The organism is Burkholderia sp. A9 (assembly GCF_000801975.1).
This window is the reverse complement of record NZ_JSZN01000033.1, coordinates 80,210-93,102: the sequence shown is the minus strand read 5'-3', so window position 1 is coordinate 93,102 and position 12,893 is coordinate 80,210. Positions and strand designations below refer to the sequence as shown.

13 protein-coding genes are annotated in these 12,893 nt (G+C 66.9%); 8 read left to right on the top strand and 5 right to left on the bottom strand.

Annotated features, from left to right (window positions below; translation table 11 throughout):
- Nucleotides 1-16: 16 nt before the first annotated feature.
- Nucleotides 17-919 (bottom strand): NAD kinase, encoded by a 903-nt coding sequence (locus tag PI86_RS13920; protein WP_014898014.1) that lies wholly within the window; start codon nucleotides 917-919, stop codon nucleotides 17-19.
- A 131-nt stretch (nucleotides 920-1,050) separates the two neighbouring features.
- Between PI86_RS13920 and hrcA the strand changes: the two genes are divergently transcribed.
- From hrcA to PI86_RS13905, 3 genes are all read left to right on the top strand, one after another.
- Nucleotides 1,051-2,073 carry a heat-inducible transcriptional repressor HrcA gene (hrcA, locus tag PI86_RS13915; RefSeq protein ID WP_027783618.1) on the top strand — a complete coding sequence of 341 codons (1,023 nt, stop codon included), beginning with the start codon at nucleotides 1,051-1,053 and terminating at the stop codon, nucleotides 2,071-2,073.
- 138 nt (nucleotides 2,074-2,211) lie between these two features.
- The gene (gene hemH, locus PI86_RS13910) at nucleotides 2,212-3,276 is read left to right on the top strand and encodes a ferrochelatase (RefSeq protein WP_014898012.1); all 1,065 of its coding nucleotides are present in this window, start codon (nucleotides 2,212-2,214) and stop codon (nucleotides 3,274-3,276) included.
- An 86-nt stretch (nucleotides 3,277-3,362) separates the two neighbouring features.
- A complete protein-coding gene (locus tag PI86_RS13905) occupies nucleotides 3,363-3,770 on the top strand; it encodes an RNA-binding S4 domain-containing protein (RefSeq protein WP_039323432.1) in 408 nt (135 codons plus the stop codon).
- Here PI86_RS13905 and PI86_RS17485 read toward each other — a convergent pair.
- Entirely contained in the window at nucleotides 3,742-3,903 is a 162-nt protein-coding gene (locus PI86_RS17485) for a hypothetical protein (protein WP_014898010.1), read from the bottom strand. The two genes, PI86_RS13905 and PI86_RS17485, sit on opposite strands and share 29 nt — an antisense overlap.
- Before the next feature lie 352 nt (nucleotides 3,904-4,255).
- Here PI86_RS17485 and grpE point away from each other — a divergent pair, with 352 nt between their 5' ends.
- The 5 genes from grpE (at nucleotide 4,256) to PI86_RS13880 (ending at nucleotide 10,685) form a co-directional block, all read left to right on the top strand.
- The gene (gene grpE / locus PI86_RS13900; protein WP_039323428.1) at nucleotides 4,256-4,801 is read left to right on the top strand and encodes a nucleotide exchange factor GrpE; all 546 of its coding nucleotides are present in this window, start codon (nucleotides 4,256-4,258) and stop codon (nucleotides 4,799-4,801) included.
- Between the two features lie 10 nt (nucleotides 4,802-4,811).
- Nucleotides 4,812-5,282, top strand: a complete 471-nt coding sequence (locus PI86_RS13895; RefSeq protein ID WP_039323425.1) for a thioredoxin family protein — start codon at nucleotides 4,812-4,814, stop codon at nucleotides 5,280-5,282.
- A 148-nt stretch (nucleotides 5,283-5,430) separates the two neighbouring features.
- The gene (dnaK, locus tag PI86_RS13890) at nucleotides 5,431-7,374 is read left to right on the top strand and encodes a molecular chaperone DnaK (protein WP_014898007.1); all 1,944 of its coding nucleotides are present in this window, start codon (nucleotides 5,431-5,433) and stop codon (nucleotides 7,372-7,374) included.
- A gap of 253 nt (nucleotides 7,375-7,627) precedes the next feature.
- Nucleotides 7,628-8,764, top strand: a complete 1,137-nt coding sequence (dnaJ, locus tag PI86_RS13885; protein WP_014898006.1) for a molecular chaperone DnaJ — start codon at nucleotides 7,628-7,630, stop codon at nucleotides 8,762-8,764.
- A 4-nt stretch (nucleotides 8,765-8,768) separates the two neighbouring features.
- Nucleotides 8,769-10,685 carry a chorismate-binding protein gene (locus PI86_RS13880; protein ID WP_039323421.1) on the top strand — a complete coding sequence of 639 codons (1,917 nt, stop codon included), beginning with the start codon at nucleotides 8,769-8,771 and terminating at the stop codon, nucleotides 10,683-10,685.
- Nucleotides 10,686-10,806: 121 nt separating this feature from the next.
- On the opposite strand, the gene panB is transcribed toward PI86_RS13880, so the two are convergent.
- The 3 genes from panB to folK are packed head-to-tail and all read right to left on the bottom strand — an operon-like array spanning nucleotide 10,807 to nucleotide 12,892.
- Entirely contained in the window at nucleotides 10,807-11,622 is an 816-nt protein-coding gene (gene panB / locus PI86_RS13875; RefSeq protein ID WP_039323418.1) for a 3-methyl-2-oxobutanoate hydroxymethyltransferase, read from the bottom strand.
- Nucleotides 11,623-11,666: 44 nt separating this feature from the next.
- Entirely contained in the window at nucleotides 11,667-12,353 is a 687-nt protein-coding gene (locus PI86_RS13870; RefSeq protein WP_014898003.1) for a deoxynucleoside kinase, read from the bottom strand.
- Nucleotides 12,350-12,892: a 2-amino-4-hydroxy-6-hydroxymethyldihydropteridine diphosphokinase gene (folK, locus tag PI86_RS13865; protein ID WP_014898002.1), complete on the bottom strand. Its 543-nt coding sequence runs from the start codon at nucleotides 12,890-12,892 to the stop codon at nucleotides 12,350-12,352. The genes PI86_RS13870 and folK overlap by 4 nt, the downstream gene beginning before the upstream one ends.
- Nucleotide 12,893 lies beyond the last annotated feature (1 nt).

The following is a 12,893-nucleotide window of genomic DNA, read 5'->3' as shown; positions in this document are numbered from 1 at the left end:
GTCGGGCGGAGGTGCGTCAGGACGCCTTGTCGTCTTCGTTCGATGCGTGTTCGTTCCAGTGCAGCTTCTTGCGCAGCGTCGCGTAGTAGCTGTAGCCGATCGGGTGCAGGAACGGCACCGTGTGCTTCGAGCGGCGCACCTCGATCGTGTCGTTCAGCTCCAGCGCGGTGAACGACTGCATGTCGAAGTTCACGTTGACGTCGCGCCCGCCGACGATCTGGATCGCGATCTTCGAATCGTCGGGCAGCACGATCGGCCGGTTCGACAGCGCATGCGGCGCGATCGGCACGAGCACGATGCCCTGAAGCTGCGGATGCAGGATCGGGCCGGCCGACGACAGCGCGTATGCGGTCGAGCCGGTCGGCGTGGCGACGATCAGGCCGTCCGAACGCTGGTTGTACATGTAGCGGCCGTCGACCGACGCGCGCAGCTCGACCATCCCCGAGAAGCCGCTGCGGGTCACGACGACGTCGTTGAACGCGATCGCGTGGTAGATCGGCTCACCGTCGCGCATGATCCGGGCCTCGAGCAGCGAGCGCTCCTCGCGCTCGAACTTGCCCGACAGGATCACCGGGACGCGCGCCTGCATGTCGGCCGCCGCGATGTCCGTGATGAAGCCGAGCCGCCCGTGGTTGATCCCGATCAGCGGTGTCTTGTACGGCGCGAGCTGGCGCCCGATGCCGAGCATCGTGCCGTCGCCGCCGAGCACGACCGCCACGTCCGCGCGCGCCCCGATTTCCGCCGGGGTGAGCGCCGGATAGCCGGAGATGCCGATCTCGCGCGCGGTGTCGGCCTCGAACACGACCTCGAAGCCGAGCTTCGCGATGCAGCCAGCCAGCGTGGCGAGCGGCTCGGCGATACCGGGCGTGTTGCTCCGGCCGACGAGCGCGACAGTGTTGAACTGATTACCGGTTTTCATGCCGGCATTACACCATAGCTCGTTGACGAAAAGAACCGGCTGTGCACAGACGGGGCCGGATCGGGTCGGGCTGCGCGACGGTGGCCGTGGATACTCGCCGCGGTCGCGCGGTTGCGCTAAAATTTTCCACCATGCTAGATCCTCGCGCACGAACCCTCCTGAAAACCCTGATCGAACGGTATATCGCCGACGGTCAGCCGGTCGGCTCGCGCACGTTGTCCCGTTATTCCGGGCTTGAGCTGAGCCCGGCGACGATCCGCAACGTGATGTCCGACCTGGAGGAGCTCGGCCTCGTGTCGAGCCCGCACACGTCGGCCGGCCGCATCCCGACGCCGCGGGGCTATCGCCTGTTCGTCGACACGATGCTGACGGTCGAGGCGCCGATCGACGCCGAGGCCGTCGCGCGGCAGGTACAGAACACGCTGCAGGCCGGCGAACCGCAGCAGCGGGTGGTGGCGGCCGCGGCGAGCGTGCTGTCGAACCTGTCGCAGTTCGCGGGCGTCGTGCTGACACCGCGCCGCAGCCACGTGTTCAAGCAGATCGAGTTCATGCGCCTGTCGGACAAGCGCATCCTGCTGATCATCGTCACCCCCGAGGGCGACGTGCAGAACCGGATGCTCGCGACGCCGCGCGACTATTCGCCGTCGCAGCTGACCGAGGCGTCCAACTACATCAATGCGCACTTCGCCGGCCTGTCGTTCGACGAGGTGCGCCGCCGCCTGCGCGACGAGATCGACCAGCTGCGCGGCGACATGACCACGCTGATGCACGCGGCCGTGACGGCCAGCACCGAGGTGCCCGACACCGAGGACACGGTGCTCATTTCCGGCGAGCGCAACCTGCTCGAAGTGGCGGATCTGTCGTCCGACATGGCGCGCCTGCGCAAGCTGTTCGACGTATTCGACCAAAAGACGGGCCTCCTGCAACTGCTCGACGTGTCGAGCCACGCCCAGGGCGTGCAGATCTTCATCGGCGGCGAATCGACGCTCGTGCCGATCGAGGAAATGAGCGTCGTCACCGCGCCGTACGAGGTGAACGGCCAGATCGTCGGCACGCTCGGCGTGATCGGCCCGACCCGCATGGCGTACAACCGCGTGATCCCGATCGTCGACATCACCGCGCGCCTGCTGTCGCTCACACTGAGCCAGCAGTAGCCGGCGCCGACACCGTTCCGCCATCGTGCCGCGGCACCGGGCGCGCCGCCAGTCGGCCGAACGGCCAGCCGACCCGAGCGAGGCGGCCCGCTATAATTGAGGGCCGTCCGACTGCGTGCCCCGAGCACGTTCCTGCCCATGCGTTTCGATCTTGAGCCGCCTTCGAGCGTCGCAGCTGCCCATCGCATCGGCGTGCTGCTGATCAACCTCGGCACGCCCGACGCCCCGACCCCGCGCGCGGTGCGGCGCTATCTGGCCGAATTCCTGTCGGATCCCCGCGTCGTCGAAATCCCGCAGGTCGTCTGGCAGGTGCTGCTGCGCACGCTGATCCTGCCGCTGCGCGGGCGCGCGTCCGCGAAGAAATACGCGGCCGTCTGGATGCCCGAGGGCTCGCCGCTGCGCGTGTACACCGAGCGCCAGACCGACGGCGTGCGGCACCTGCTCGCGTCGAACGGCTACCAGGTGATGGTCGACTACGCGATGCGCTACGGCAGCCCGAACATTGCGCAGGCGCTTGCGCAGTTCAAGCGCGCGGGCGTCGAGCGCGTGCTGCTGATGCCGATGTATCCGCAATATTCGGCGTCGACCACCGCGACGGCATTCGATGCCGCGTTCGGCGCGCTCGCGCGGATGCGCAACCAGCCGGAAGTGCGCACGGTGCGGCATTACGCCGACCATCCGGCCTACATCCACGCGCTCGCCGAGCAGGTGCGCCAGTACTGGGCGCAGCACGGCCGGCCCGACTTCGCGGCCGGCGACAAGCTCGTGCTGAGCTTTCACGGCGTGCCGAAACGCACGCTCGACCTCGGCGACCCCTATCACGACCAGTGCCAGCAGACGGGCGCGCTGTTGATGGCGGCGCTCGGGCTGTCGACGCTCGAATGCCGCGTGACCTTCCAGTCGCGCTTCGGCAAGGCCGAGTGGCTGCAGCCGTACACGGCGCCGACGCTGCGCGAGCTCGGCGAGGCCGGCGTGCGGCGGGCCGACGTGTTCTGTCCCGGTTTCACGGCCGATTGTCTGGAGACGATCGAGGAGATCGGGATGGAAGTGCGCGACGAATTCATCGCCGGCGGCGGCCAGGCGTTCCACCGGATTCCGTGTCTGAACGGCGCGCCCGCGTGGATCGGCGCGCTCGGCGAGATCGTCGCCGAGAACCTGCAGGGCTGGCCCGTGAAGGCCGCCCAACCCGAAACGGTGAATTGAAATGACGACGCGGCCCCTGCGCGCACGGCGTGTGCTGCCCCCGAGGGGGCGGTCGGCCGCGTGGCGGCGGCACGGCGGAGGCTGACATGAATTACAGGATTTCGACGGAACCCGGCGCGAAGCTGCGCATCGACAAATGGCTGTGGGCGGCCCGCTTCTTCAAGACCCGCTCGCTCGCGTCCGACGCGGTCGACAAGGGGCACGTGAAGATCGGCGGCGCGACGGTCAAGCCGGCCAAGGACGTGCGGGTCGGCGACGAGGTCGAGATTGCGATCGACGGTGTCGTCTGGCACATTGCCGTGCTGGGTATCTGCGACCTGCGCGGGCCCGCGAGCATTGCGCAGACGCTTTACGAGGAAACCGAAGCGGGGCGGGCCGCGCGGCTCGCCGAACTGGAGCGGCGGCGCACCTATCGCGAGCCGGCAGCCGAACTGCACGGCCGGCCGACCAAGCGCGACCGGCGCATCATCGACAGATTTTCTGGTGGGAGCTGAACATCTGGTCGAACGTCGCCAGCGCGCTTCCGTATTCGGTCGTGCGGTCGGTGACGGCTCCCGACAGGCAGATGGTGGTGGTGCCGGCGATCAGTACCAGCGCGACCACCGATATGGCAAAGGTCAGTTTCACGGTACTCGCCTCGACAGGACGGTGAATGCGGCGCCAGGTGGATGTCAGGCGGCGGTCAGCTAGGGGTTAACACGCTTTTCCGACGCTTGAGTGGAGTGTAGTGCAGCCCCCTGTGCCGAGCTAGTACTTGTCGGGTAAGCGTTGTTACAGGCCGTTTCCTCCGATTTGGCGGCAAATGCGCGCAATCGGGCGGCGCGCCGCGCGGTTGTTTCGCGGCATTGGCGAATGCCGGCGAATAACCCTCTTGAAATTGCAGTTTTCGCCCTTATTTGCACCAACAATGTGCGGTGCCGCCGGTATACGAGCTGGCGGTTGCCGATTTGGCTTCAACCTCTAATCGACTTTCAGCGACATGGAAAACACGCAAGAGAACCCGGCTACCCAATCGGCCGAAGACATCGGTAGCGAGAAGCAGGCGGCGCAAGGCGCTGCTCCTGGCGCCGAAGCAGCCGACGCGGCGCTCGCGGAGGCTCAAGCCAAGGTCGCCGAGCTGCAGGAGAGCTACCTGCGGGCGAAGGCCGAGACCGAGAACGTCCGCCGCCGCGCGCAGGACGACGTCTCGAAGGCGCACAAGTTTGCGATCGAAAGCTTCGCGGAGCACCTGCTGCCCGTGCTGGACAGCCTCGAGGCGGCCGTCAGCGACACGTCCGGCGACATCGCGAAGGTGCGCGAGGGTGTCGAGCTGACGCTGCGCCAGCTGACGAGCGCGCTCGAGAAGGGCCGCGTCGTCGCGATCAACCCGGTCGGCGAGAAGTTCGATCCGCACCAGCACCAGGCGATTTCGATGGTGCCGGCCGAGCAGGAGCCGAACACCGTCGTCGCCGTGCTGCAAAAGGGCTACACGATCGCCGACCGCGTGCTGCGCCCGGCGCTCGTCACCGTCGCGCAGCCGAAGTAAGGCCGGCGCGATGGTTCCCGCCGGCGTCGATCCGGCCGCGTTCGAGGCCTTCGACATGCGGGGGCTCGCCGTCGACACGTTCGACGCGGGCATCGACGGCGCCGGTGACGCCCCGGAGGAAGTCCCCTTGGGGGACGCACTCGCCGTGGTGTTCTTCTGGGGTGTCGACTGCTTCAACTGCGAGATCGCGAAGAAGGCGATGCTTGCCCAGCCCGACGCGATTCGCGCGCTGGACCTGAAGTGGTTCCACTGCAACGTGTACGAACACCACGAGCTGGGGCGCCGCTTCGGCCTGCACGGCGTGCCGACGTGGTTCTTCTTCCACCGCGGCAAGCGTCTCGGGCGCGCGACCGGCTGGCATGGCCTCGCGCAGTTCCAGGCGGCGGTGTCGGCGGCGCGCGCGAAGATCGCGGCGGCGGGCGGCACGCAGCCGGGCGAGCACGACCGCGGTCCGAACGATCCAGCTACCGGCGGCGATTGAAAAAATTTAATGTCCGCATCGCTTGGCGGGTCTTGAAAACGGGCTGGCCGGACGCATTTCGGGAACAGAGTTGAATTCTGGCGCGCGAATCCGCCCCAAAACGTGGGGTTTTGCGCAGCAAACAAGCATTTCTGGAGATTAGGAAAAAATGGGAAAGATCATCGGTATTGACCTCGGCACCACGAACTCGTGCGTCGCCATCATGGAAGGCAACCAGGTCAAGGTCATCGAGAACTCGGAAGGCACGCGCACGACGCCCTCGATCATCGCCTACATGGACGATAACGAAGTGCTCGTCGGCGCGCCGGCCAAGCGTCAGTCGGTGACCAACCCGAAGAACACGCTGTTCGCGGTGAAGCGCCTGATCGGCCGCCGCTTCGAAGAGAAGGAAGTCCAGAAGGACATCGGCCTGATGCCGTACACCATCGTCAAGGCCGACAACGGCGACGCATGGGTCGAGGCACACGGCGAGAAGCTCGCACCGCCGCAAGTTTCGGCGGAAGTGCTGCGCAAGATGAAGAAGACGGCCGAAGACTACCTCGGCGAGCCGGTCACGGAAGCCGTGATCACGGTGCCGGCGTACTTCAACGACAGCCAGCGCCAGGCGACCAAGGACGCCGGCCGCATCGCGGGCCTCGAAGTCAAGCGGATCATCAACGAGCCGACCGCAGCCGCGCTCGCGTTCGGTCTCGACAAGGTCGAGAAGGGCGACCGCAAGATCGCCGTGTATGACCTCGGCGGCGGCACGTTCGACGTGTCGATCATCGAGATCGCGGACGTCGACGGCGAAATGCAGTTCGAAGTGCTGTCGACCAACGGCGACACGTTCCTCGGCGGCGAGGACTTCGACCAGCGCATCATCGATTACATCATCGGCGAGTTCAAGAAGGAGCAGGGCGTCGACCTGTCGAAGGACGTGCTCGCGCTGCAGCGCCTGAAGGAAGCCGCTGAAAAGGCGAAGATCGAGCTGTCGTCGAGCCAGCAGACCGAAATCAACCTGCCGTACATCACGGCCGACGCATCGGGCCCGAAGCACTTGAACCTGAAGATCACCCGCGCGAAGCTGGAAGCGCTGGTGGAAGACCTCGTCGAGCGCACGATCGAACCGTGCCGCATCGCGATCAAGGACGCAGGCGTCAAGGTGTCGGACATCGACGACGTGATCCTGGTCGGCGGCCAGACGCGCATGCCGAAGGTGCTGGAAAAGGTGAAGGAGTTCTTCGGCAAGGATCCGCGCCGTGACGTGAACCCGGACGAAGCCGTCGCAGTTGGCGCGGCGATCCAGGGCCAGGTCCTGTCGGGCGACCGCAAGGACGTGCTGCTGCTCGACGTGACCCCGCTGTCGCTCGGTATCGAGACGCTCGGCGGCGTGATGACGAAGATGATCAGCAAGAACACGACGATCCCGACGAAGCACGCGCAAGTGTATTCGACGGCGGACGACAACCAGTCGGCCGTGACGATCAAGGTGTTCCAGGGCGAACGCGAGATGGCGGCAGGCAACAAGCTGCTCGGCGAGTTCAACCTCGAAGGCATCCCGCCGTCGCCGCGCGGCGTGCCGCAGATCGAAGTGACCTTCGACATCGACGCGAACGGCATCCTGCACGTCGGCGCGAAGGACAAGGCGACCGGCAAGGAAAACAAGATCACGATCAAGGCGAACTCGGGCCTGTCCGACGCTGAAATCGATCAGATGATCAAGGACGCGGAAGCGAACGCAGCGGAAGACCACAAGCTGCGCGAGCTGGCTGATTCGCGCAACCAGGGCGACGCGCTGGTCCACAGCACGAAGAAGGCGCTCACCGAGTACGGCGACAAGCTGGACGCGGGCGAGAAGGAAAAGATCGAAGCGGCGCTGAAGTCGCTCGAGGACGTGCTGAAGGATACGTCGGCCGACAAGGCGGCGATCGACGCGAAGGTCGAGGAACTCGGTCAGGCTTCGCAGAAGCTCGGCGAAAAGATGTACGCCGACATGCAGGCGCAGCAGGCCGGCGCGGCGGGTGCAGCGGAAGGCGCGGCCCACGCGGGCGGTGCGCAGCAGGCTGCCGACGACGTCGTCGACGCCGAGTTCAAGGAAGTGAAGAAGGACTAAGCCGGGTTGCCATGGCACCGCACGCCGCGCGCGACACGCGCGCGGCGCGGCTGAACAGCGGTCTGTCTTTCCTTCCGGATGGCCGGATCGACTCCACGCCTGGCGGGCTTCGCGGCCCTCCGGGCACATTTGTTTTTTGGCGGGTGCTGCGCGAGCCGTCCGCGGACGGCGCAGCGCCAGACGAGTCGAGAGACTTTACTGCGGGCGAAAGGAGCCGCCGCGTGTGTGACGCGCGACGGCACAGTGAATCGATATGGCGAAACGGGATTACTACGAGGTTCTGGGCGTCGCAAAGAATGCGAGCGACGACGAAATCAAGAAGGCGTATCGCAAGCTTGCGATGAAGTATCACCCGGACCGCAATCCGGACAGCAAGGATGCGGAAGAGCATTTCAAGGAAGTGAAGGAAGCCTATGAAATGCTGTCGGACGACCAGAAGCGCGCGGCGTACGACCAGTACGGCCACGCGGGCGTCGATCCGAACATGGGTGGTGCGGGCGGCCAGGGTTTCGGCGGTTTCGCGGACGCGTTCGGCGACATCTTCGGCGACATCTTCGGTCAGGCCGCGGGCGGTGCCGCGCGCGGCGGCCGCGGCGGCCCGCAGGTGTATCGCGGCGCCGACCTGCGCTACAGCATGGAAATCACGCTCGAGCAGGCCGCGCACGGCTACGACACGCAGATCCGCGTGCCGAGCTGGGTGTCGTGCGAAGTCTGTCACGGGTCGGGTGCGAAGCCCGGCACGAAGCCGGAAACCTGCCCGACCTGTCACGGCCAGGGCACGGTGCGCATGTCGCAGGGCTTCTTCAGCATCCAGCAGACCTGCCCGAAGTGTCACGGCACCGGCACCTACATCCCCGAACCGTGCGTGCATTGCCACGGCTCGGGCAAGGTGAAGGAAACCAAGACGCTCGAAGTGAAGATCCCGGCCGGCATCGACGACGGGATGCGGATCCGCTCGGCCGGCAATGGCGAGCCGGGCATCAACGGCGGGCCGCCGGGCGACCTGTACGTCGAGATCCATATCAAGCCGCACTCGGTGTTCGAGCGCGACGGCGACGATCTCCACTGCCAGATGCCGATCCCGTTCACGACCGCCGCACTCGGCGGCGAGATCGAGGTGCCGACGCTGGCCGGCCGTGCGTCGTTCCCGGTGCCGGAAGGCACGCAGTCGGGCAAGACGTTCCGCCTGCGCGGCAAGGGGATCAAGGGTTTGCGTTCGAGCATCGCGGGCGATCTGTACGTGCACGTGCAGGTCGAGACGCCCGTGAAGCTGACCGACCAGCAGCGCGACCTGCTCAAGCAGTTCGAGAAGTCGCTGGCCGAGGGCGGTGCGCGTCACAGCCCGCAGAGCAAGAGCTGGTTCGACCGGGTGAAGAGCTTCTTCGAGTAACGGCATGACTGAAGGCAACGAGAGCGCGTCGTTCGCGCTCTTGGACGATTGCGACTCGACCGCGTCCGCGCGGTCGAGTCGTTTGTATTCCGGTTTCGTGCACGAGCGCGTGTGCACGGATCCGGCACGGCTCGACGAACTCGATGCGGCGGTGGCGCAGGATCTGCGCGACGGGCTGCATGCGGTCGTCGTCGGCGATTACGAATTCGGACGCAATCTGGAAAGAGCGCAGCCGGGCCATGCCCCGCTGCGCTTTTTGCTGTATGCGCGCTGCGAGCGCCTGTCGCGCGACGAAGTCGACGCGTGGCTCGCGCAGCAGGATGGCGGCGGCCCGCCGTCGATCGCGGGCGTCGCGCATGTCGCGAAAAGCGTGTCGCGCGACGCGTTCGACGCGGCGATCGCCGCCGTGCACGATGCGCTGCGCGCAGGCGATTCGTATCAGGTCAACTACACGTACCGGCTGAATTTCGACGTGTTCGGCACGCCGCTCGCGCTGTACCGGCGGCTGCGCGCGCGCCAGCCCGTGCGGTACGGCGCGCTGATCGCGCTGCCCGGCGGCGAGTGGGTCGTGTCGTGCTCGCCCGAGCTGTTCGTCGAGAAGCACGGCGACGTGCTGCGCGCGCGGCCGATGAAGGGCACCGCGCCGCGTTCGGCCGATCCCCGCGACGATGCGGCGGCTGCCGCGTTCCTCGCGAACGATCCGAAGAACCGCGCGGAAAACGTGATGATCGTCGACCTGCTGCGCAACGACGTATCGCGGATCGCGCGCACGGGCACCGTCAAGGTGCCGGCGCTGTTCTCCGTCGAACCGTATGCGTCGGTGTGGCAGATGACGTCGACGGTCGAGGCCGGCTGGCGCGATGGCACGACGTTTGCGCAGATGCTGCGCGCGCTGTTTCCGTGCGGGTCGATCACCGGTGCGCCGAAGCACAAGACCATGGAGCTGATCGACGCGATCGAGTCGACGCCGCGCGGGCTCTATACCGGTGCGATCGGCTGGCTCGACGCCCCGCGGGATGTCGCGACCGAGGCGTCGCCCGACGGCGCGGCCGGCTGCGGCGATTTCTGCCTGTCGGTCGCGATCCGGACACTGACCGTCGAGGCGGTCGGTGCCGCTGCCGGCGAAACGATCGATGCGCATGGCCCGGCAACGGCGGCGGCCGGCCGGCGACGCGGCATGATGGGCGTCGGCGCGGGCATCGTGCTCGACAGCGTCGCCGCCGACGAATATGCGGAGTGCGAATTGAAAGCGCGATTCCTGACCGACGCCGATCCCGGCTTCCAGCTGTTCGAGACCACCGCCGCGACCCGTGCGGACGGCATCCGGCATCTCGCGCGCCATCTCGCGCGGCTGCAGCGCAGTGCGGATGCGTTCGGCTTCCGCTTCGACACCGATGCATTGCGCCGCGAGATCGATGCGCGCTGCGCGGCGCTCGACGGCGACGGGGCTTACCGGATGAAGCTTTCGCTCGCGAAGGACGGCACGATCGAGATCATCGCTGCACCGCTCAAGCCGCTGCCGGCGGGGCCCGTCGGTGTGCTGCTGGCGTCCGCGCACGGCTTCGCACCGACTCGTGCGAGCGATGCGCTGCTGCTGCACAAGACGACGCACCGCGCCGAATACGACCGTGCGTGGCAGGCAGCGGAGGCGCTCGGCGGTTTCGACATGCTGTTCGTCAACGAACGAGGCGAGGTGACGGAAGGCGGGCGCTCGAACCTGTTCGTGAAGCTCGACGGCCAATGGGTGACGCCGCCGCTGACGAGCGGCGTGCTGCCGGGCGTGATGCGCGGCGTGCTGCTCGCCGACCGGGCGTTCGGAGCGGTGGAGCGTGTCGTCACGTGCGACGATCTTGCGCGCGCAGAAGCACTGCTGCTGACCAATGCACTGCGCGGCGCGCTCGACGCGGTGTTGAAATCATGACGTGATGACGTGACGGCTCGCGCCGCCGGTCCGAAACAAAAAGCGCGGCGCCCCGCAAAGGGCGCCGCGCTTTTTTTTATCGACAGGGCAGGGCGCCGGCGAATGCGCCGCCGGCCGCGCGTCAGAACGAGTGTTCGGGGCCCGGGAACGTGCGGTCCTTCACCGCGCTCACGTAGGCTTCGACGGCCGCCTGGATGTTCGGCTGACCTTGCATGAAATCCTTCACGAAACGCGGACGCTTGCCGGGGAAAATGCCGAGCATGTCGTGCAGCACCAGCACCTGGCCCGAGCAATCGAGACCCGCGCCGATGCCGATCGTCGGGATCTTCAGCATGTGCGTGACTTCGGACGCGACGAGCGTCGGCACCGCTTCGAGCACGACGAGCTGCGCACCCGCGTCCTCGACCGCGCGCGCATCGCGCAGCAGCTGCGCGGCGCCGGCTTCGGTCTTGCCCTGCACCTTGAAGCCGCCGAACGCGTGCACCGATTGCGGCGTGAGGCCGACGTGCGCGCACACCGGCACCGAGCGTTCGACGAGGAAGCGGATCGTTTCGGCGAGCCATTCGCCGCCTTCGAGCTTGACCATCTGTGCGCCCGCGCGCATCAGCTTGACCGAGTTTGCGAACGCCTCGGCCGGCGTGCCGTACGTGCCGAACGGCAGATCGGCGACGACGAGCGCGCGCGGCTGTACGCGCGCGACGCACGCGGTGTGGTACGCGATGTCCTCGAGCGATACGGGCAGCGTGGTCGTGTGGCCCTGCAGCACGTTGCCGAGCGAATCGCCGATCAGCAGCACGTCGGTGCCGGCGCGATCGAGCAGCGCGGAAAAGCTCGCGTCGTAGCAGGTGAGCATCGCGATCTTCTCGTCGGCCTCGCGCATTGCCTGCAGCTTCGGCACCGTCACGGCAGGCCGGCTCGATTCCTGGAGATAGGTCATGGGAAATCCGGTTCGATAGGTGAAGAACGACAGGAGAGGACGCGTCAGCGCGTCGTCTCGCCCTTGACGAAGAATTCCTTGCGGCCGCGCATCGTGTCGATGCGCTCGATCAGCAGCGCGAGGTCTTCGGGGGAATCCAGCGGGTTCAGGTGTTCGGCTGCGACCGTCAGCACCGGCGTGCGGTCGTAGTGATAGAAGAATTCGTTGTACGCGTCGACGAGCGAGCGCAGGTACGCATCGCTGATCTGCAGCTCCATCGGCAGCCCGCGCTTCTGGATGCGCGAGAACAGCACTTCGGGGCTCGCCTGCAGATAGACGACGAGATCGGGCGCGGGCGCCTGCGGCACGTCGAGGTGCGTCGCAATCGACCGGTACAGCTGCCATTCGTCTTCCGGCAGGTTCAGCCGCGCGAAGATGTCGTTCTTCTGCGGCATGAAATCGGCGACGACGGGCCGGCCCGTGTCGAGCGCGCCGATCAGTTCGCGCGCCTGCTGCGCGCGCTGCAGCGCGAACGACAGCTGCGCGGGCAGCGCGTAGCGCGCGGTGTCGCGATAGAAGCGTTCGAGGAACGGGTTGTCCTGCGGGCGTTCGAGCAGCGTCTGCATCGACCAGCGCTCGCCGAGCAGGCGTGCGAGCGTCGTCTTGCCGACGCCGATCGGGCCTTCGATCACCAGATAGCGGTGCGGGGCGCGCAAGTCGGGCGCGGTGACGGTCAGTGGAGTGGGGTTCATCGGCAGCGGTTCTTGTCGGCGTCTGCGCTGGCGGCCAGGGCCTTCTGCATCAGGCATTGACAGGCCTGCACCTTCTCGACGCGCTGGTTGGCGACCGCCGCGAGGAACGCGGCGGCGCGGCCGCGCGCGGGGATGTCGAGCGCCGGCTCGATCTCGACGAGCGGCACGAGCGCGAATGCGCGATCGGTGAGGCGCGGGTGCGGGACGATCAGGTCCGGTTCGTCGATCGAGTCGGTGCCGAACAGCAGGATGTCGAGGTCGAGCGTGCGCGGCGCGTTGCGATACGGGCGCTCGCGCCCGAAGTGATGTTCGATCTTCTGGCAGAGCGCGAGCAGCTCACGGGCCGACAGCGTCGTGTCGAGCTTGACGACGCAGTTGTAGTAATCGTCGCCGCCCGCTTCGAAGGGCGCCGTGCGATACAGGCTCGATTTGCCGAGGATCGAGATGGTGCGCTGCTGCGCAAGACACACCACCGCGTCCTTCAGGGTCTGGCGCGCATCGCCGAGATTCGCCCCCAGTCCGATATATGCAACCGTCATG

Coding starts and splice junctions, on each gene's coding strand:
- PI86_RS13920 (WP_014898014.1), bottom strand. CDS start 919: ATGAAAACCGGTAATCAGTTCAACACTGTCGCGCTCGTCGGCCGGAGC.
- hrcA (WP_027783618.1), top strand. CDS start 1,051: ATGCTAGATCCTCGCGCACGAACCCTCCTGAAAACCCTGATCGAACGG.
- hemH (WP_014898012.1), top strand. CDS start 2,212: ATGCGTTTCGATCTTGAGCCGCCTTCGAGCGTCGCAGCTGCCCATCGC.
- PI86_RS13905 (WP_039323432.1), top strand. CDS start 3,363: ATGAATTACAGGATTTCGACGGAACCCGGCGCGAAGCTGCGCATCGAC.
- grpE (WP_039323428.1), top strand. CDS start 4,256: ATGGAAAACACGCAAGAGAACCCGGCTACCCAATCGGCCGAAGACATC.
- PI86_RS13895 (WP_039323425.1), top strand. CDS start 4,812: ATGGTTCCCGCCGGCGTCGATCCGGCCGCGTTCGAGGCCTTCGACATG.
- dnaK (WP_014898007.1), top strand. CDS start 5,431: ATGGGAAAGATCATCGGTATTGACCTCGGCACCACGAACTCGTGCGTC.
- dnaJ (WP_014898006.1), top strand. CDS start 7,628: ATGGCGAAACGGGATTACTACGAGGTTCTGGGCGTCGCAAAGAATGCG.
- PI86_RS13880 (WP_039323421.1), top strand. CDS start 8,769: ATGACTGAAGGCAACGAGAGCGCGTCGTTCGCGCTCTTGGACGATTGC.
- panB (WP_039323418.1), bottom strand. CDS start 11,622: ATGACCTATCTCCAGGAATCGAGCCGGCCTGCCGTGACGGTGCCGAAG.
- PI86_RS13870 (WP_014898003.1), bottom strand. CDS start 12,353: ATGAACCCCACTCCACTGACCGTCACCGCGCCCGACTTGCGCGCCCCG.
- folK (WP_014898002.1), bottom strand. CDS start 12,892: ATGACGGTTGCATATATCGGACTGGGGGCGAATCTCGGCGATGCGCGC.